Here is a 17,676-nt window from a genome sequence, read left to right as displayed (position 1 = left end):
TTTTTTAACTGAGTTGCTACTTCAATATTTTGAAATTCCATACCAGTTTTTTAGTCTGAATCAAGGTACGCCAATCAATGAAAAAAAGGCAAAAAAGAAGAAAAAACGCCAAAACTAGACTTGCAATAGCCTTCAGAGAAAATGCCTGATCAAGTATGGTCTGTACATTTTCTACCGCATATGCTCCCAAAAAAAGCGCAATGGTATCACTGGTAAACTTCCCTACAATAAAAGCAGGAATAACATAACTAGCCTTGATTTTCGAAATACCAGCCCCCAAGAAAAGCGGCGTCGTCGGGAGAGGCAGCAAGGAATAGGCAAGTATGAGCAAAATCCCCTTCCATTTATTTTCTCTCATTTTGTCACCCAAGAATTGAATGTCATGATTCTTGGATTCCTTTAGGTATCTCTTTGCCAGCAGAGGCGAATACAAAAGCAGTATATACCGACCCAATACTGAACCTGCCACTCCAATCAAAACAACCCACCAAATATTCAACTTAAATACGATCTGTAGAAAGACCATAATGGTAAAGGCAGGCGGAAAAGGAAATGGCACTATATCAAATAAAAGCGCTCCTAAGAAGACTAAAAAATACTGCCACCACATGTGTTAGGGGTTATGTTTATGGTAAAAATTTCTACTTGAATATGTACAGTTGGGAATTTACAGAATTCTGAAATAGTATGGAGCAATAAATGATTACTGCTACCTCGGATTATCATCCTCATGTACAAATTCCAATAAATCTGCTGGCTGGCAATCCAAAGCCCTACAGATTGCCTCCAAGGTGCTAAAACGAATGGCTTTTGCTTTTCCTGTCTTCAAGATCGAAAGATTGGATAAGGTCAAATCAACTCTTTCGGAAAGTTCATTCAGCGAGATTTTCCGTTTGGCCATGACTACATCCAGGTTTACAATGATAGGCATAGGCTTAGACAGTTAACTCGTTTTCGTTTTGGATTTCCACGCCTCTGGCGAAGATAATCCCGATAACATACACGATGCCTGCCATCATAATAAACGCCGAGCTGTCCACCCAGAACTCATTTAGCATATCTAATGAATAGCCTCGATGCCCAAGATTTTGAACAGTCTGCCGGGCCAAATAACTCAAAAGCCCTATGGAAAGCGTGTAGTAACTGATTTTAAAAATCTGCTTCGGCACTACTTCATTAAACGGTTTTATCAGGTTAATCTCCGTGACCAATTTGATGATCACATAAAATAGCACAGCCTTCAAAACTGCGATGGAGATGACAAAACTGTACATAGAGAAGAATACCCATTTGCTCTGGGCATAAAGTTCGCTTAAGTCCAACTTTTGGTAGAGCTTACTGACAAAGTCCGGATTGTATAGACTAAAAATAAAATTTACGATCAGCCCACCTGCTTCTATGCAAAGGCCAACGAAGATGATCCAAGCAACAATCCTCAGCCCCTTGAAAATGAAATTATTTGTTTGTGACATAATTGCGATGTTTATAAATACATCACAAGAATAATAACTATTTATTGATAAACAATAAATATAAGTCTTTTATCAAAAAATATTTTACCTAAAACAACTTACACTCAAGTCCATTTTCAAAGTTCTACCTGCAAGAATGCCTGAACCCGGCAGGAAATCGCTCATTCGCCACTATTATGTTCGTTGTCATTCTAAGCCACTTCTCAGAGTCAAATGAGGATTTGACTCCTTTAACGCTCGTATGTCGGCTGTATCCACCTTGTTGCCTCGTATATCCAAATAGGTAAGATTCTCTAATTTCTTGAGTTTCTCTAATTCATCAGAAATCGTCAGCTTATTGAAAAATAAATCCAGGGTATCCAGCTTTTGAAGCCTCTCAAATTTGTCAGGAAGTCGGTTTAAATCTAACCCAACTAATCGCAGAGTTTTTAAGTCCGAAAGTTCAGTTATCTCATCTGGTAACTGTTGAAAAGGTGGCTGTTCAATCCGTGCCAGCAATGGCGGATAAGCCACCCAACCAGTATCTCTCTGATTCCCAATAGATAAAGATTGTACTTTTTTGAGCCTTCCTATCTCACTTGGAATACTGTCTAAAGTATAATCAATTAAATTAATTACGACCGTCTCTTTGTCAACCAAATCGTCAAACAAGCTTTTCCCCTTATCCGGAGTCGAGCAAGAAAAAAACAAAGTGAAGAAGGTTAGGATTAGGAAAGGTTTCATGTGATAATGATTTGGCGCTTGGCGCAGTGTCCCGAAGGGCATTGCGTATAGGTATTGTTAGCACCTGGCTTTTTTATTTTTTCAGATTATGTCTTTGTCTTGTCCGTCAATTTTATGATTTAGTTTCTGTCCCATGCTGGATGTTACGTAACCTGCAACCATTTCTTCTTTTCGTTGTCCGTTTGATAAATAGTCAATATCGATCGAACAGTCACCTGTGATAGAAACCCAAACAGTTTCGCTTTCTCCTACTTCCAATTTCTCAATATGTCCGCCACCACATCCAATAATATTTATGTCGGTCAGTTTTGTCCCTGTTTCATTCGTGAAGGTAATTCTCATTGTTCCGAGTAATATTATCGCCACCCAACAATAAGCTTTCATAACGGGAATATTTAGAGTCATTAGCCCGCAAGTTTTCAGAAGTCTACTTCGGTTTTCTCTGTCTGCACCTGCTCTTACTAAAATTGCGATTAAAACTCCAATATTTATTAGCCCAATTAGTGCAATAAATCCATATCCAACGAAAAGGAGTTCAAATGCAGAAGTCAAATAGTAAAGTCCGAATATGATTGTCCCTGCGAGAAAGGAAATCAATGCTATAGTTCGTCCTAATTTAATATGTCTGTCTGTTGTCATTTTTGCTTGGTGCTAACACTCGTATTTACCCAACTCCTCATTCCCTCCTCTAAACCTACTAAACTTTTCTAAAATCACAACCCTTCCCAAGCCCAATAAACCCACTTTATCCGACAACAAACGACTACTATCGAATACAAACGACTAGCTACCGACTAAGCGCTGACCCATCCCCCAACTTTGGATCATAAGTTTTACCTCTGGCGAAACAACAAACAAATTTTCTAACCAAAACAACAAACATCATGAACACGCTAAGAAACAAAGTACAACTAATCGGACGGCTAGGATCCAAAGTAGAAATCAAAAACCTGGAAGGCGGCAAGACTTTAGGTAAAGTATCTCTCGCTACGAACGAGTATTATAAAAACCAAAAAGGAGAACGCGTAGAAGAAACTACCTGGCACAACATCATAGCCTGGGGTAAGCAAGCAGAATTACTGGACAAATACTCCGACAAAGGCTCGGAAATTGCCATCGAAGGTAAACTAAGCAATCGCTCCTACGAGGACAAAGAAGGGAACAAGCGCTACATATCTGAGGTAATTGTACAAAGCATTCTGCTGATGGGTGAAAGAAAAGCAAACGTACCTGAGGAAGCTGATCTTCCTTTTTGAAAAAAGCAGTGGGTGTAGAAAGGCTGGGAGTTTTAGGACTTTCAGTCTTTCTCTATTTGGTTGAATTTCAAGTCCAGCTTCTGGAAAAGCAGGACAACTTTAAAATAGCGCCCTCTGCGTGACGCTCCGCGCCACTGCGGTTAAATAAAAAATGAGACTCTTTCGAGCCTCATTTTGCATCACTTTTATCTAGGCCAAACATTGTCAGCCGTATCCTTATCCGGGAATCGTTTATGAGGATCTAGTGTGATTTTCTTGATTTTCGCATCTCCAAAATCCATCACCGCGTCAAAAGTTCTGCTTCCCTCAAACCAAACCGAAACTGGCCAAGTCAATTCCACAGTAGTATCATTGATCTTTTTAGCATTAGGCATCTTGACATCTGCTGTTTCTTCAAACTCAACCTGAAGCACAACTGGCGAAGGCATTTCCCCTGCCTGATGTACGCGTACAGTGGTTTTGCCATTTGAGGTAGTTACATTTTGAATGGAACCCTGCACAGATTCTGTGGTAAACAACCAGTAATACCAGAACCACTCCAAATTTTGCCCCAACTCATTGTTCATAAAGAACATGTAATCCCAAGGAGAAGGATGCTTGAACGCCCAAGTCGCGGTGTATTTTTTCATCGCATTGATCACAGCCTCATCACCAACGATGCCGCCAAGCATGGAAAGCATCAACGGCGTTTTGGAATAAGTCTGGAAGCCATACATCATGCCTGCGTCGTTAGCGCTCCACATCATCGGAGCTTCATCTTCCATGCCACTTATACGACCGTAGCTTTGCCCCAAGCCATCCAGATTGTAATCAACTCCTCTGGCATCTGCGCTGGAAAGAATATTCATGTATTGGTTAAAACCTTCATCCATCCAGCCGTAGCGGGTTTCGTTTGTTCCTACCATCATTGGCCACCACTGATGCGCTGCCTCGTGATCCGCAGCTCCCTGATTGGAATTGATCACCATAGGATATTCCATGCCAGCACTTGGCCCGTCCTGAAGAGTGAGTTGAGGAAAAGGGTACGGTGCCCAAAGTTTGGAATAAAACTCCAAGGCATGTTTGGTGTACTCACCAGCATTTTCAAAAAGCTTTGCCCTTTCAGGAATATAAACCATATAAATCGGCACCGGACCTTTGCCTGGAATGTCCGCCTTTGTTGCTTTCCAGATAAATCTATCCGAAGTCGCCCAGGCGAAATCATTCACTTTATCTGCCACAAAGCGCCAGGTCAATTTATCTCCAGCTTTCGTAGCTTTCCCGGGACCTTTTTCATCCTCACCTACCAGAGTGACTTCTCCATCGGCATCTAGAACTTTTGCAAATCTCTCCGCAACAGTTGGAGTCAAAACTTCCTTTGGGTTTTGTAAAACACCTGTGCCAGTCACTATCCAGCCAGCGGGTACAGTGAGTGAGACATCAAATTTCCCGAAATTGTTATGAAACTCAGCAGGACCTAGATAAAGACTGGTTTCCCATCCTCTCAGATCGTCATACTTCGCCAATCTAGGAAACCACTGTGTAGGCTGGAATAACGTGCTGTCAAACCGCTGTGTCATTCTATGACCTCGACCACTATCCCCACCAGGCAATTTGGTATGCCAGTCGATCTCTACTTCGGCAGTTGTTCCTGCTTTGATCGGATTCACCAGTGAGATTGTAGCAACAGTGCTCTGCAAACCTCGCACGCTTAACGTCGCCGGATCATTTCGGCTTCTTCTGGGAGCTGGATTTAAGTCCACTGATTCCCCAGCCACTTTGATGGCAGTCACGATCATTCCTTCTGTATTTTCCGCCGGCACTGATGTTCCTCTAGGTACGTCACCTCGAAAAATATTATGGTCCAATCGAAGTACAATAGCATTCAAATCATCTTTGCTATTGTTATGAACAAGGATTTTCTCCGAACCTGTGATGGTTTGGGTACTTGGATCTAAGCTGGCTTTAATGGTAAAATCAGTTTCAAGTTGCCAGTAATTTTCACCCGGTTTCCCGGAAAAGTTTCTTGATCCTTCCTCAAAAGCTTTGCGAATAGAATTCGTCATCGGAACGTCCTGCCTGATCACGCGGGAATCTGTTTCTATCGAAGATCTTAAGGGCTTGATCTCTTGCTGCGCAAAAGCAGCGGAAGTGCTGAGCAGCACAAAAAAGATTATTTTACTCATAAGTTTTGGTGGGTTTTGAATAGTTGGAAAACTGAAATAAATCAAATTACAAAGTCACATGATGGACAAGAATGGAATATAGATTTGAATTGGCACTAACTTTACACTTTTTACTTCTTACAAATTTTACTAGTTACAAAAACTCTACATTCTTCTCTTCCCAGGCGCATATCTCTCCTCCATCCTAGCCTCCACATCTTCACGATAGAAAGCCACATCCTTGAACTTTCCATCCACATAATCCTGAGTTTGATCATAGAAATGTGGAGAATTTGGATCCGAACTCTGTCCTCCTGCTAAAATGGACTTAGCTTTTACTTTCTCACCAAATTCTACTACTGCCACAAAGCTATTCCCTCTGTAACCATACAATCTCTTCGTTCCGTGATAGGTTCTAGCTCCAAAAGCGGCCAAAGCACCCCAAGTTCCAGAGGCCAAACCTACAGGAGTATATTCCTTTTCATCATCAAATGGCATATCGATTTCACCTGTCAATCGCTGAAATCTATTGATCTCCGACCAAGGGGTATTCCAAGTTCCAAAGTCAGCATTCATCTGATCCAGAGTTTGCGCAAAAGTGGCAAGAAGCTCCGTTGGCGCTGGAATAGAAACCTCTGTATTTTCGTCCCGATTGAAGGCTAGAAAATTATTCAGACTACCGTGATTCCTCATGTATTTCATTCCATAGAAATGCGCCAATGACATAGCGACAGATTCTTTCGAGGTACGATAATCCCAGGTTTCCAGTATTTTAATTGGCTGCATAAATTGCGGATCAGCGACACCCCGTTTTTCATAAGCTTGAAGAAGCATCGGAATCAAATGCTCAAAAGCTGGCAAATAAGGGTCGTAAGCCAGTTCAATCATACTTTCCAGAGTCAATCCGGAAGCTTCTTTTAGCACATTCACAGCGTGTATTCCACGGAAATTCTCCTGATCCGGTGCCATGTAAAACGGATAATCTTCTTTCTTAGGACTAAACTCAGCGGCAGCTGTAAATGGCGTAGAATTACAGTTTTGGATCCAGCCAGTTTGTGGATTTAAAATCATGATACTTTCATCCACGGTATGAAGTCCTTGCCAATCTGTGGCAGGATCAGAACCATCTACTGGCATTGAGAAGTCAAAACTTTCATTTCTTTTTGGGATAAAATTCCCATGAAAATAAGCGATGTTTCCGTCAGCATCTGCAAAAACTGTATTATTGGAAGAATTGGTACGGATGTCCATCATCTTTTTAAACTCAGCATGATTACTAAGCTTAGTTCGGGTGAAGCTTTGGATCAACGCATTGACAGGATCCCAATTGATCTTTGTGGCTACCCATTTATCTCCAGTTTTATGCGTGATCGGTCCGTGATGCGTTCTGTAAAAAGTGAACGGTTTCTCCTTCATTTCAGCACCGGACTTATACTTCAGCGAAACCTGAAATTCTTCCACTGCCCGACTTTCCTCTCCATATTGATATACATATTTCCCTTCCTTCTCAGTTACTTCTTCTTCAAATTCATCAATGAAATCAACTTGGGTAGAAGTATGCATCCAACCTGTTTTTTCATTGAATCCCTGATAAACAAAAAACTGCCCCCAAGTCACGGCTCCATAGGCATTCAACCCTTCTTCACTCACCACATGCACTTCCGGTCTGAAATAAAACGAAGTATGTGGATTGATAAGCAGTATGGCATTGCCGGAAGCGGTCATTTTTCCGTTCACTGCTATTCCATTGGAGCCTTTTGGTTCGTCCAAAAGTGACTCTTCAACAAATTCCGATTCATACAATGCCATCACATCGGGCTCCTTTTCAGCATAGAAAGACTGAATTCTCCGCGTTGGTATTTGCTCGATATCTCCTCCGATTGATCCTTCACTGAAGAACATCGGCATCCAAGGCTCGTAATGCGTGATTACCTGCGGAGTCACCTCAGGATGTGTCGCCAAATAGTAATTAACACCATCTGCAAATGCTACGCAAAGTTCTTTCAACCAATCTGGAGCAGTTTCATAAGCGGCTTTTGCTTCGGCTTCAGTCATATAGAGATTTGCTCTCAAATCACTATAAATGGCCTCGGGCCCTTTCAGCTCAGCTAAGCGACCGGTGGCCCAAACGTAATTTCGCTCTACTCTTCTAAAATCATCCTCGCACTGAGCATATAACAAACCAAAAACTGCATCCGCGTCGCTTTTTCCATAAATATGCGGAACGCCATAGTTATCTCTGATAATTTCAACTCGGCTGGCAGTATCCTCCCAGCGTTCGGATTCACTGAGTTCCTTGGGTTCGCAGGACCAGATTACAACTGGTAATAGAAAAAGTAACAGTCTAAATTTCATGTACGGGTAATTTTAAGGGTGGTGTACTATTTATTCTTCCAAAATAGACTTTTTATGGAGTCTAGACAATGGGAATTTTATCTGTGCTGGGTGTATAGGTTTAGCGGTATTTTGGCAGATATTTCTTTCATAAGGTCTTCCGAAATCATAGCATGCTGTTGATTTGCAAAATTAATCTTCTCCACTTGCTGCACCGAACTGGCCCCGATCACAAGAGAACCAACTGCAGGTTGCATCAACCCGAACCGAATCAAAAACGCTTCTGGCAGCAACCTTGAATCTGCAATCAACTCCCGGATTTCTTTTACCTCAGCAGCTGAATAGTCCAAAAATGGCTGGGCAGATTTATCGATCAAATACCCCTTTGCAAAAGCGCCTCGAACCAATACTCTTGTGTTAGATTCTGCAATCAATGGGAAAGCTGCTTCCTCAGGCCGGCGATCCAAAGGGCTGTATTGCATCATAATAGTGGCCGGCGAACTCATAGCCAGCACTTTTCGGATTACATTTGGGCGAATGGAAGAAATCCCGAACGCACGGATTTTACCTTGACTTTTCAGAATATCAAACGCTTCCAATGTTTCATCCCAAGGATCTTCCAGCGTACCTCCGTGTAGTTGGTACAGGTCAATGTAATCCGTCTGTAATCTTGCCAGGCTCTTTTCCACCGCTTCTAAAATGTAGGCTTTCCTAGGATTCCAATCCCAGCCATCCCCATCTTCTCGCAGTTGATTTCCAACTTTTGTGGCAAGAATGACATCTTTTCTCCTTTCCTTGATTGCTGCTCCAACTACCTCTTCATTCAGCCCTTTTTGATACAAATCAGCCGTATCCAAAAAATCAATTCCTGCAGAAATTGCAGCATCAATAATTTTCTGGTCTGCCTTTAAATTGCCATTCAATGACATACAACCTAAAGCAATTGGGTTAATCTCAAATTCTAATCCCGGTATTTTTCTTTTTTTCATCCTCCCAAATTCCAGTTTTAGTATTGGAATTCAAATTCTTTTCCAGTTCAAGAATTATTAAAAGTTTAATAATTTGAGAAACTGAAAGCATTCTTTCTTTAATCCTTATTTTTGGAATCTTAAACCTATTGAAATGAATTAGAGCTGAATTCAAAAGTCAAAGTCCAGGATGATTTTTTACCAGGCGAGATTTTCCCGAAAAGATTTCGGAATTAGCTTTATGACTTTTGAAAAACAATAATTGACTTATGAAAAAAATAGCAGTTTTTACTTCTGGAGGAGATAGTCCTGGCATGAACGCCTGTGTGAGAGCAGTCGTCCGCACCGCTATTTTCAAAGGATTAGATGTATATGGAATCTACCGTGGATATGAAGGCATGATCGATGGAGATATCAAGCGCATGCAGTCACATTCTGTCAGCAACATCGTACAACGTGGCGGAACGGTCCTGAAATCAGCCAGATCCATGGAATTCAAAACTCCAGAAGGCAGAAAACAGGCTTATGAAAACCTAAAAGCGCACGGTATCGAAGGCCTGGTAGCAATAGGTGGTGATGGCACTTTCACCGGAGCAAAAGTTTTTTTCGAAGAATATGGAATCCCAACAATAGGCTGTCCGGGAACGATAGACAATGACCTGTATGGCACAGATTACACCATTGGGTTTGATACTGCTGTGAACACGGCACTGGAAGCTATCGATAAAATCCGTGATACTGCAGCTGCTCACGATAGAATTTTCTTCATCGAAGTAATGGGAAGAGATGCAGGGTTTATCGCAATAGAATCCGGAATAGGCGGAGGTGCAGAATTCGTAATGGTTCCCGAGACCAAAACCAACTTGGATGACGTGGTAAAGTCATTAAAAAACAACAGAAAAAACAGATTCTCCAGTATTGTTGTTGTAGCTGAAGGTGATGAAGCAGGCAATGCGCAGACAGTAATGGAAATCGTAAAGGGAAAAGTGAATGATCCTACTAAGGATTTCAAAGTGACTACCCTTGGACATATTCAGCGTGGAGGAAATCCTACTGCTCGGGACCGGGTATTAGCTAGCCGCTGCGGGATGTCCGCTGTAGAAGGCTTACTAGCTGGACACCAATTCCATATGGCTGGAGTGGTGAACCAACAAGTTGTATTTACTCCCTTTGCGGATTGCATAGGAAAGACAAAACCCCTGATCGAAGATCACCTTAAATTAATGCAAATCTTGAGTATTTAAAATGGGTTTCATACCACTGTTTATCATGTTGGGAGGCGGATGCCTCCTGTTTTTCCTTACTGTGAAAAATGCATTGCAACGCAAACTCAATCAACAGAAAGAGTTGCTTTTTAAATTAAACTCCCTGAATCCAGAGCTTGGCATTATAGTAGATGATTCTTCGGATCCAGATTTACTTATTGCTGCGCTAAAAGAAAAGCAGACCGAAAAAAGCGTCACTCAGAAAGCGTTGAAAATCATACGTGATCTGAAAGTCAACCGCATCCAATACAATGAATTGCTAAAAAAAGCCCCCTATAATTGGGTGGGGAAAATCGCCCGTTTTCATTCGATTTGATTAATAAGGAATTCTTGTATTTCCTCCTGCATTTCTGGAGAAAACCAGCGAATTGATTCATCTTTTTTGAACCAGGTCATCTGGCGTTTTGCATAGCGTCTGGAATTTCTTTTGAGTAAACGGATCGCCTCTTCCTTGTCGTATTTTCCTTCCAAATACCCAAAGATCTCGGAATATCCTAAGGTTTGTAAGGCATTGAGATGACGCTTCCCGAAAAGCGCGTCTGCCTCATCAAATAATCCAGCGGTAATCATCTGATCCATTCGAGTGTCAATTCTACTGTACAATTCTTCCCGGTCTCTTTCCAAACCGATTTTGATCACTTCAAAAGGTCTTTCCTTCTTTGATTTGACCCGAAAAGAACTGAATTTCTGACCTGTGCCTCTCCATATCTCTAATGCCCGCATCAATCTCTGGGGATTTTTCTGATCTACTTTAGCAAAATATTCAGGATCATTTTTAGCAATTTCCTCCTGCAAAAAAACCAAGCCTTTCTCTTCATATTCTTCGATAATCCGAGCTCGGACACCAGGATCAATCTCAGGCATTTCGTCCAGTCCATTTACCACCGCATCGGCAAATAATCCAGAACCGCCCGTCATAATGACCACTTGATGATTTTGGAACAAAGAATCCAGCAAAGCCAATGCCTCCCTTTCGAACTTCCTGACATCATATTCCTGCTCAATAGAAAGACTATTGATAAAATGATGGGGAACCTCATTCAATTCATCAGAACTAGGCTTTGCTGTCCCCAAATTCATTTCCCGATAAAACTGCCTACTATCGCAAGAGACAATTTCAGTCTTGAATTTTTTGGCTAGATTTAGACATAAATCAGTCTTCCCAACTGCAGTAGGCCCCACTACTAAGATTAAATAGGATTGATTTGACAAAATGAATTAATGATATAGCTGAAGGTCAAAAATCCAAAGTATTGTAATGAAAAGCAAAAAGGTGTTGATCGTAGATCACAATGATATGAATCGACGGCTAATAGAAAACTTGATTGAGCAGTTATGCAGATTTGATTCAGTCAAAAATGGAATTGAAGCAGTAGATAGAGCAAGCAAAGTGAAGTTTGATCTGATCCTGATGGCTATACAGATGCCGATAATGGATGGCATTACTGCTGCAAAAGCAATCTGGAGATCATCTCCCTTCACCTGCCCGGTAGTAGCCGTTTCTGCTTATTCAGAAGGATATTCTAACAAATGCTTAGTGGAAATGGGGTTTAAAAATGTAATCTCTAAACCTATTCGGCCTAAGGAACTATTGGAAATGGTGTCAGCTATTCTTTCCTGTCCAGATGAAGAAAAACTAAACTTCCAGAACGCTTCAAAAATATTGGATAAGGAGGTATTCCTACAACTATCCAAATTTAATCCCCCAAAAAACCTAAGGTCTTTGTATATTGAATTCCTTGAAGAATTTGATCAACTCATGTGTCTAATAAAGAAAGATTTAGACACTAAAAACATGCAGTCAATCATCGAAAATCTTCATACGATCAAAGGCAATTCTGGCACATTGGGTGCCACTGCCATTTTTGCCATTTCCAGCGATGCAGATAAACTTGCCCGTGCGGAAGATTGGGACAAATTGGAGACTTCACTAAAAGACCTGATTAATGAACGCATTTTATTTGAAAATTATCTAGAAGAAGAAACTATTTTTAGCCCATGAATAACTCAAAAAAAATCCTCGTAGGAGAGGATAGTTCAGTCATCTTAAACTTGACTAAAAGCATACTTTCGTTTGAAAACTATCAAATGAAAGCAGCAAAAAACGGTAAACAAGTGTTGGATATGCTGGAAAAAGAGGATTTTGATCTTATTCTGATGGACCTAAATATGCCAGTGCTTGATGGAGCAAGCTGCACAAAATTGATTCGAGATCTCGACGATCCCACCAAATCAAAGCTCCCGATCATCGCCATCACCGGCAATATGAACAATTACACCATGGATGAATTCAGGAAATTGGGATTTGATGATTTCATCCAAAAACCACTCGATTACGACAAATTACTTGCAACTGTCAAAAAATTCCTGATTTAACTATGGCAATCAAGCACACCAAGCATTTTTTGGATAAACTCGAGAATCTATTCGCCTCCTCAGATTACATGTTGCGTTACGAAAAGGGTAATTTCAAATCCGGCTACTGTGTTTTGAATGAGGCCAAAATAGTCATCGTCAACAAATATTTCCCTCTGGAAGGCAAAATCAATGCGCTTGTTGACATCCTGATTGAACTAAATCTGGATCCTGCAGATTTTAAGGACAAAGCGAATCACGACTTCCTCACCGAATTGAGGCAAACACAATTAAAATTTTGAAAGTAACCTTTTTAGGCACCGGTACCTCCCAAGGCGTTCCAGTGATCGGCTGCACCTGCGAAGTGTGCCGCTCGTTGGACTTTAGAGACAAGCGCTTCCGCTCATCAGTTCATGTGCAAGTAGGCAAATTGAGCTTGGTGATCGACACTGGGCCGGATTTCCGCAGCCAAATTCTCAGAGCAGGAATCACTGACTTGGACGCTGTGATTTTCACCCATGAACACAAGGACCACACCGCTGGCCTTGATGATATCCGTCCCTTTAATTTCAAGCAACAAAAAGACATGCCAGTCTTTGGGAAACATCAGGTGTTGGAGCAAATCAAACGAGAATTCGCCTATGTTTTCAGTGGAAAACGATATCCGGGTGTCCCCCAAGTCGAAGCAATTGAAATCGATGAGAATCCATTTACGATTGAAGGAATCACGATTACGCCCATTCCGGTTTTACATTATAAACTACCCATTTTAGGCTTTAGAATCGGCGATTTCACCTACATCACAGATGCTAATTACATCCCAGAAGAATCGCTGAAACTCATCGAAGGCACAGAAATTTTAGTACTCAATGCGCTTCAAAAAGAATCCCACATTTCACATTTCACGCTGAAAGAAGCAGTAGAAATGGCTCGGAAGATCGGAGCCAAGGAAACCTATTTTACCCATATTTCGCACAAACTCGGCCTCCATCAAGCGGTTGACCTAGAATTACCTGAAGGAATAGCCTTGGCCTATGACGGGCTTCAGCTAACTTTGGACTAATGCACTTAAATTTCCACTTCCTCCAATACCTCTGCCCTGAGCTTGAAAAAGCTTTTCAAGGGAAGACGATAATCAACTGCTTTTCTCAGAATAAGGACGAACTAATCATCGAAACAGAGGATGCAGAAGGGGTACGATTCATTCGTGCGCATTTTCTGCCTCCTCAGATTTACTATTCCTTTCCCGAAAACTTCCAACGAGCTAAGCGAAATAGCATCAATTTATTTAAAGAGATCATTGGAGAAAAAATGGTGGGCTGTAAGGTCTTGAATTTCGAACGGGCTTTCTACTTCAGCCTCAGTTCAGGAAAAATTTTGCTTTTTAAATTGCATGCCAATCGAAGTAACATCCTACTTTATGAACAAGAAGGAAATACTCCGATAAAACTATTCCGAAATGGAGTAACCGAAGACAGGGATCTGGATTGGAATTCTTTGGACAAAAGCTATGATCTGAGCTGGGAAAACTTCGAAAAACTGGAAGGAAATGCATCTCAATTTCTACCTACCCTTGGCGCCATTCCCAGAGGCTGGCTGAAAGAAAGAGCCTATCCTGATGCTGACCTTCAAAGCAAATGGGAACTGATGCAGGAGTTACTGGATATGCTCGGTACACCACTTTTTTCCTTGACAGATAAAAATGGGGAAATTCATCTGAGCCTTTTACCTGAAGAAAACCCAGTCAAAAGCTTCTCCAATCCCATACAAGCGATCAATGAATTATTCTATTTGGCTTTAGTCAGGGGGAATTTCGAAAAAGACAAAAACACCCTTCTCAAAAAATACCAAGAGCAGCTCAAGCGTACAAATTCCTACATTCAGAAATCTTCGCTAAAACTGGAAGAACTCCGAAATTCCCCTCCCCAGTCCAATCTGGCTGATGTGATCATGGCTAACCTTCATGTTTTTCAGGACGGAAAATTAGAGGCGGAGTTAATGGATTTCTATTCAGGAGAAAACATCCAGATCAAACTCAAACCTAATCAAAAACCTCAGGATCTTGCGGCTTCTCTCTATAGAAAAAGTAAAAACAGAAAGCTAGAATGGGAGCAGCTCGAAAAGACCATTTCAGCGAAAATCAAACAAGCGGAACAACTCGAATCCAAATTAGAGGAACTGAGTGAAATTGAAGATTTCAGATCCTTGAAAAGCTACAAGAAATCTCACGGAGAGGATAAAGCCTTGCAAAAGGAGGAGGTCATTCTGCCATTCAAAACGTTTGAATTTGAAGGGTTTCCGATCTGGGTAGGTAAATCCGCTCAGGCAAATGATGAAATGCTTCGGGGCTATACCAAGAAAGATGACCTCTGGCTACATGCTCGTATGGTGCCAGGCTCTCATGTTTTGATCAAGACTTCAGGCCTTAAAAACATCCCACTCTCCGTCATAGAGACTGCTGCATCATTGGCCGCTTTTTACTCAAAAAACAAAAATGAATCCCTTGCTCCGGTGATTCATACAGAAGCTAAATATGTAAGGAAAGTGAAGGGTTCGCCTGCCGGATCGGTCATGGTCGAAAAAGAAAAAGTGCTGATGGTGATCCCAAAAGGACCGGAAGAGATTTTTGGAAAGGGAAATTAATCATGCCTTGTGTTTGCCTTATGTAGATAGATAAATACAACGCTCAATCCCCAAACCCACTCAGATCAATCTTATAAAACTCGTATTCATCTTCTGAGGCTTGTTCGGGTTTGTTGATGAAAAGTCCTTCAGAGGTTAGAAAGTAATTTTCAAGATCTACGCCCGGTTTATAGGAAAACTCAAGTTCCCCTAAAGGCTCAAAGTCCAAAGAGTAGCATGAAAACAAGTAATTCTTAGTCCTTCGATAGGTATTCTCGCCATTTCCAGTTTCATTGAGCTTTCTTATTAGGAGAAAAAATTTCTTTTCCTTATCAATCAGCAATTCTAAAGTAGCAGCGGACTCTTTCTTTAGATCATAGGTAGCATACATTTGACCTGTTCCTGGAAAAGTTTTGGTAACAAACTCGGATCCACTAAATTTAAGTTGCCTGAATGTTTTAAAAACACTCTTGGCCACCAACGTCGAATCTCTGTAGATAAAGACTGAATCAGAATACGGAAAAGTATAATAATCAAGCCCATCACTATCCAAATGAAGCAAATTTGGAGGATAAGACAGCATATCTGTGAGATATTTGTCGACATACCCGTCTGGAAATTCTACCTCATAATGTTTGACTTCTTTTGATTCTGGATCAATATCTACAATTAGTTTCTTAAGACTATTTTTCAGGACTTCCTCATCCTTATTATAAATTAAAACTAGTGGTGATAAAACCGTTCTCAATCTCCCATCTTTCAATTTGAATAATTTTGGGCCAATTGTGCTTATATAAGGAAGTTCAGAATTAACAAGAAATTTATGCAATAAGACCTCGTCTTTGTATGTAAAAAAACGTTCTTGGGTATTTAAAATTGAAATTTCATTTTATGGTCCAACATGAAAGGATCCAACAGCATCGTCAAAAGAGTATGGCCCAGCTAAAGGCAATGGATAGTCATAGTCCATTTTTCCAGATCGAGAAGAATAAAATCTAATATTCTGTTTATCTCCAGACACCAAATACTCCTGATTACCTATAGTTAACACTTGATCAATTTTGATTCTAGAGGTGGTTGAGTCTTTTGTCATTACAAACTCCCCAACAATCAACTCCTCTAACTTCCCCTGGTAAATCCCTTCATGCCTTTTCTCACCACAGGAAAAAAACAATCCAATCAATAACAATCGTAAAAACATCTTTCCCATCAGTCTGCGAATTGTGTTAAGTCAATCTTATAAAACTCGTATTCATCTTCAGAGGCTTGTTCGGGTTTGTTGATGAAAAGTCCTTCGGAAGTGGAAAGTAAATTTTCAAATCGGGTTCCCGAAGGGTAAGTCACTTCAAGCTCCGCTCTTAAGTTCCATTCAGAATCATAGATCAAGAGCAAAAATGTCTTTTCGTCGGAATACATTCTTTTGTGTGGATCTTTGACATCTGGATCGGGTCTTCTTTCCTTTATTTGGGTCAATCTCACAAACATACCCGAAGGCTGATCGTGAACCAGGCGATAATTGATAGCACCATCTTCTGGTCTTTCCCAAGAACCCTTATTTTTATCTCCTTCATATTTATCCGGAAAATACGTAATGGGACTTACAGCAGACAGTTTAATTCTTTTTACCACTTTGCAATCTTTGATCTGATACAGAGAATCTGAATAAGCAAACATCCCCCAAGAGTTACCATTTTCCACCATTCTTACCATGCTGGAGGCCTGTGAGGAATTGGCATAGGACTCATCGTAAGGAGCCTTAAAATCTGTTTTGCAAAGCCAGTTTCCTTCCTCATCAAACTTCACTATCCAAGAACTGAATGCTAAATCAAACCCATTTTTCCCCATGCGGTGAGCCATAAAATCGAAAGGATTGAAGGTGATTTCATATTGTCCCGGTGCTATTTGATGCAGGGCATTGCCACTCATGGGAAATGAAAAAAAGGTATTAGATGCCAAATCACTCATATCTAGCTGAAAACTGCTGAACAGCGAATCAGCCTTGTAAACATTGGTATAGCCCAACGTATTTGTGGCCACTACAGTGTTTTCATCAAAAGATTTTGAGATATGAACACGGCCTTTCAAAGACATTGGGCCTTCAGCGGGAATCTCAAATGAGCCGATTTTTCTCTCCGTTGTAGGACTATAATAATTGAAGGCTCCCATTGACTCCGTGTAAGCTGCTTCTTTCGATTGATAATCTACTGTACCCAGAAATCCCATAAACCCTGTTTCTGAATCCCGCTCAAAACTCATTTCCCCTGAAATAAAATCTTCGAGCTTTCCCTGGATGGGTTCTTTTTCTTTGGAGCAAGAAAAAAGGAGGAGGACAAACAAAAACTGGAATAGATTTTTCATTTACGAGATTTTAGAAGTATAACTAAAAATAGGAAAAATCTCCCGCAAAGGCGCTAAGGCGCATTTTTTTTTAATTACGAGGCCTTTGACCTTGGTGAACCCTCTGTGTAATACTCCGTGGACTCTGTGGTAAAAACACAAAAAGCCCAAAAGTCAAAATATCAATGCCTTCAGAATAG

General features: G+C 40.9%; 20 protein-coding genes. 8 read left to right on the top strand and 12 right to left on the bottom strand.

Translation table 11 applies throughout. The annotated features are described in order from the left end of the window. Positions 1 to 16: 16 nt before the first annotated feature. The 5 genes from BM386_RS20770 to BM386_RS20750 form a co-directional block, all read right to left on the bottom strand. Positions 17 to 610 (bottom strand): hypothetical protein, encoded by a 594-nt coding sequence (locus BM386_RS20770; RefSeq protein ID WP_091697727.1) that lies wholly within the window; start codon positions 608 to 610, stop codon positions 17 to 19. A gap of 99 nt (positions 611 to 709) precedes the next feature. Further along, positions 710 to 931: a helix-turn-helix domain-containing protein gene (locus tag BM386_RS20765; RefSeq protein WP_091697725.1), complete on the bottom strand. Its 222-nt coding sequence runs from the start codon at positions 929 to 931 to the stop codon at positions 710 to 712. Positions 932 to 935: 4 nt separating this feature from the next. Beyond that, positions 936 to 1,472: a DUF2975 domain-containing protein gene (locus BM386_RS20760; protein WP_091697724.1), complete on the bottom strand. Its 537-nt coding sequence runs from the start codon at positions 1,470 to 1,472 to the stop codon at positions 936 to 938. Between the two features lie 186 nt (positions 1,473 to 1,658). Further along, positions 1,659 to 2,195: a leucine-rich repeat domain-containing protein gene (locus BM386_RS20755; RefSeq protein ID WP_091697722.1), complete on the bottom strand. Its 537-nt coding sequence runs from the start codon at positions 2,193 to 2,195 to the stop codon at positions 1,659 to 1,661. Positions 2,196 to 2,276: 81 nt separating this feature from the next. Then, positions 2,277 to 2,834 carry a hypothetical protein gene (locus BM386_RS20750; protein ID WP_091697721.1) on the bottom strand — a complete coding sequence of 186 codons (558 nt, stop codon included), beginning with the start codon at positions 2,832 to 2,834 and terminating at the stop codon, positions 2,277 to 2,279. 245 nt (positions 2,835 to 3,079) lie between these two features. Here BM386_RS20750 and BM386_RS20745 point away from each other — a divergent pair, with 245 nt between their 5' ends. Continuing rightward, positions 3,080 to 3,451 (top strand): single-stranded DNA-binding protein, encoded by a 372-nt coding sequence (locus BM386_RS20745; protein ID WP_091697719.1) that lies wholly within the window; start codon positions 3,080 to 3,082, stop codon positions 3,449 to 3,451. A 185-nt stretch (positions 3,452 to 3,636) separates the two neighbouring features. Here the strand turns inward: BM386_RS20745 and BM386_RS20740 are convergent, their stop codons facing one another. The 3 genes from BM386_RS20740 to BM386_RS20730 all read right to left on the bottom strand — a co-directional run bounded on the left by BM386_RS20740 (position 3,637) and on the right by BM386_RS20730 (position 8,918). Then, a complete protein-coding gene (locus BM386_RS20740) occupies positions 3,637 to 5,616 on the bottom strand; it encodes a M1 family metallopeptidase (protein ID WP_091697718.1) in 1,980 nt (659 codons plus the stop codon). A gap of 144 nt (positions 5,617 to 5,760) precedes the next feature. Next, complete coding sequence (locus BM386_RS20735; RefSeq protein WP_091697716.1) at positions 5,761 to 7,950, bottom strand: penicillin acylase family protein; 2,190 nt, start codon at positions 7,948 to 7,950, stop codon at positions 5,761 to 5,763. 77 nt (positions 7,951 to 8,027) lie between these two features. Continuing rightward, positions 8,028 to 8,918 (bottom strand): aldo/keto reductase, encoded by an 891-nt coding sequence (locus tag BM386_RS20730; protein ID WP_091697714.1) that lies wholly within the window; start codon positions 8,916 to 8,918, stop codon positions 8,028 to 8,030. A 248-nt stretch (positions 8,919 to 9,166) separates the two neighbouring features. Here BM386_RS20730 and pfkA point away from each other — a divergent pair, with 248 nt between their 5' ends. Continuing rightward, positions 9,167 to 10,141 (top strand): 6-phosphofructokinase, encoded by a 975-nt coding sequence (gene pfkA, locus BM386_RS20720; protein WP_091697710.1) that lies wholly within the window; start codon positions 9,167 to 9,169, stop codon positions 10,139 to 10,141. A gap of 1 nt (position 10,142) precedes the next feature. Beyond that, positions 10,143 to 10,478 carry a hypothetical protein gene (locus BM386_RS20715; RefSeq protein ID WP_091697709.1) on the top strand — a complete coding sequence of 112 codons (336 nt, stop codon included), beginning with the start codon at positions 10,143 to 10,145 and terminating at the stop codon, positions 10,476 to 10,478. Here BM386_RS20715 and miaA read toward each other — a convergent pair. Continuing rightward, complete coding sequence (miaA, locus tag BM386_RS20710) at positions 10,466 to 11,374, bottom strand: tRNA (adenosine(37)-N6)-dimethylallyltransferase MiaA (RefSeq protein WP_091697707.1); 909 nt, start codon at positions 11,372 to 11,374, stop codon at positions 10,466 to 10,468. The two genes, BM386_RS20715 and miaA, sit on opposite strands and share 13 nt — an antisense overlap. A gap of 46 nt (positions 11,375 to 11,420) precedes the next feature. Between miaA and BM386_RS20705 the strand changes: the two genes are divergently transcribed. Genes BM386_RS20705 through BM386_RS20685 form a run of 5 tightly spaced genes read left to right on the top strand, consistent with a single transcriptional unit; the run spans position 11,421 to position 15,160 of the window. After that, complete coding sequence (locus tag BM386_RS20705; protein WP_091697705.1) at positions 11,421 to 12,164, top strand: response regulator; 744 nt, start codon at positions 11,421 to 11,423, stop codon at positions 12,162 to 12,164. After that, positions 12,161 to 12,538: a response regulator gene (locus tag BM386_RS20700; RefSeq protein ID WP_091697703.1), complete on the top strand. Its 378-nt coding sequence runs from the start codon at positions 12,161 to 12,163 to the stop codon at positions 12,536 to 12,538. Before BM386_RS20705 ends, BM386_RS20700 begins: the two co-directional genes overlap by 4 nt. 2 nt (positions 12,539 to 12,540) lie before the next feature. Further along, positions 12,541 to 12,819, top strand: coding sequence for a hypothetical protein (locus BM386_RS20695; RefSeq protein WP_091697701.1), 279 nt, complete (start codon positions 12,541 to 12,543; stop codon positions 12,817 to 12,819). After that, a complete protein-coding gene (locus BM386_RS20690; protein WP_091697700.1) occupies positions 12,816 to 13,580 on the top strand; it encodes an MBL fold metallo-hydrolase in 765 nt (254 codons plus the stop codon). Before BM386_RS20695 ends, BM386_RS20690 begins: the two co-directional genes overlap by 4 nt. Beyond that, on the top strand, positions 13,580 to 15,160 hold the full coding sequence (locus BM386_RS20685; protein ID WP_091697699.1) for an NFACT RNA binding domain-containing protein: 1,581 nt from the start codon (positions 13,580 to 13,582) through the stop codon (positions 15,158 to 15,160). Before BM386_RS20690 ends, BM386_RS20685 begins: the two co-directional genes overlap by 1 nt. A 43-nt stretch (positions 15,161 to 15,203) precedes the next feature. Here the strand turns inward: BM386_RS20685 and BM386_RS20680 are convergent, their stop codons facing one another. The 3 genes from BM386_RS20680 to BM386_RS20670 all read right to left on the bottom strand — a co-directional run bounded on the left by BM386_RS20680 (position 15,204) and on the right by BM386_RS20670 (position 17,497). Beyond that, the gene (locus BM386_RS20680) at positions 15,204 to 15,902 is read right to left on the bottom strand and encodes a hypothetical protein (RefSeq protein ID WP_139235953.1); all 699 of its coding nucleotides are present in this window, start codon (positions 15,900 to 15,902) and stop codon (positions 15,204 to 15,206) included. Positions 15,903 to 16,028: 126 nt separating this feature from the next. Continuing rightward, the gene (locus BM386_RS20675) at positions 16,029 to 16,340 is read right to left on the bottom strand and encodes a hypothetical protein (protein ID WP_139235952.1); all 312 of its coding nucleotides are present in this window, start codon (positions 16,338 to 16,340) and stop codon (positions 16,029 to 16,031) included. 8 nt (positions 16,341 to 16,348) lie between these two features. Next, the gene (locus BM386_RS20670; protein WP_091697694.1) at positions 16,349 to 17,497 is read right to left on the bottom strand and encodes a hypothetical protein; all 1,149 of its coding nucleotides are present in this window, start codon (positions 17,495 to 17,497) and stop codon (positions 16,349 to 16,351) included. Positions 17,498 to 17,676: the final 179 nt, after the last annotated feature.

The sequence above is a fragment of the Algoriphagus locisalis genome (assembly GCF_900116615.1).
Classification (GTDB): Bacteria; Bacteroidota; Bacteroidia; order Cytophagales; family Cyclobacteriaceae; genus Algoriphagus; species Algoriphagus locisalis.
The sequence above is the reverse complement of the archived record's forward strand: the minus strand, read 5'-3'. Positions and strand labels throughout refer to the sequence as shown.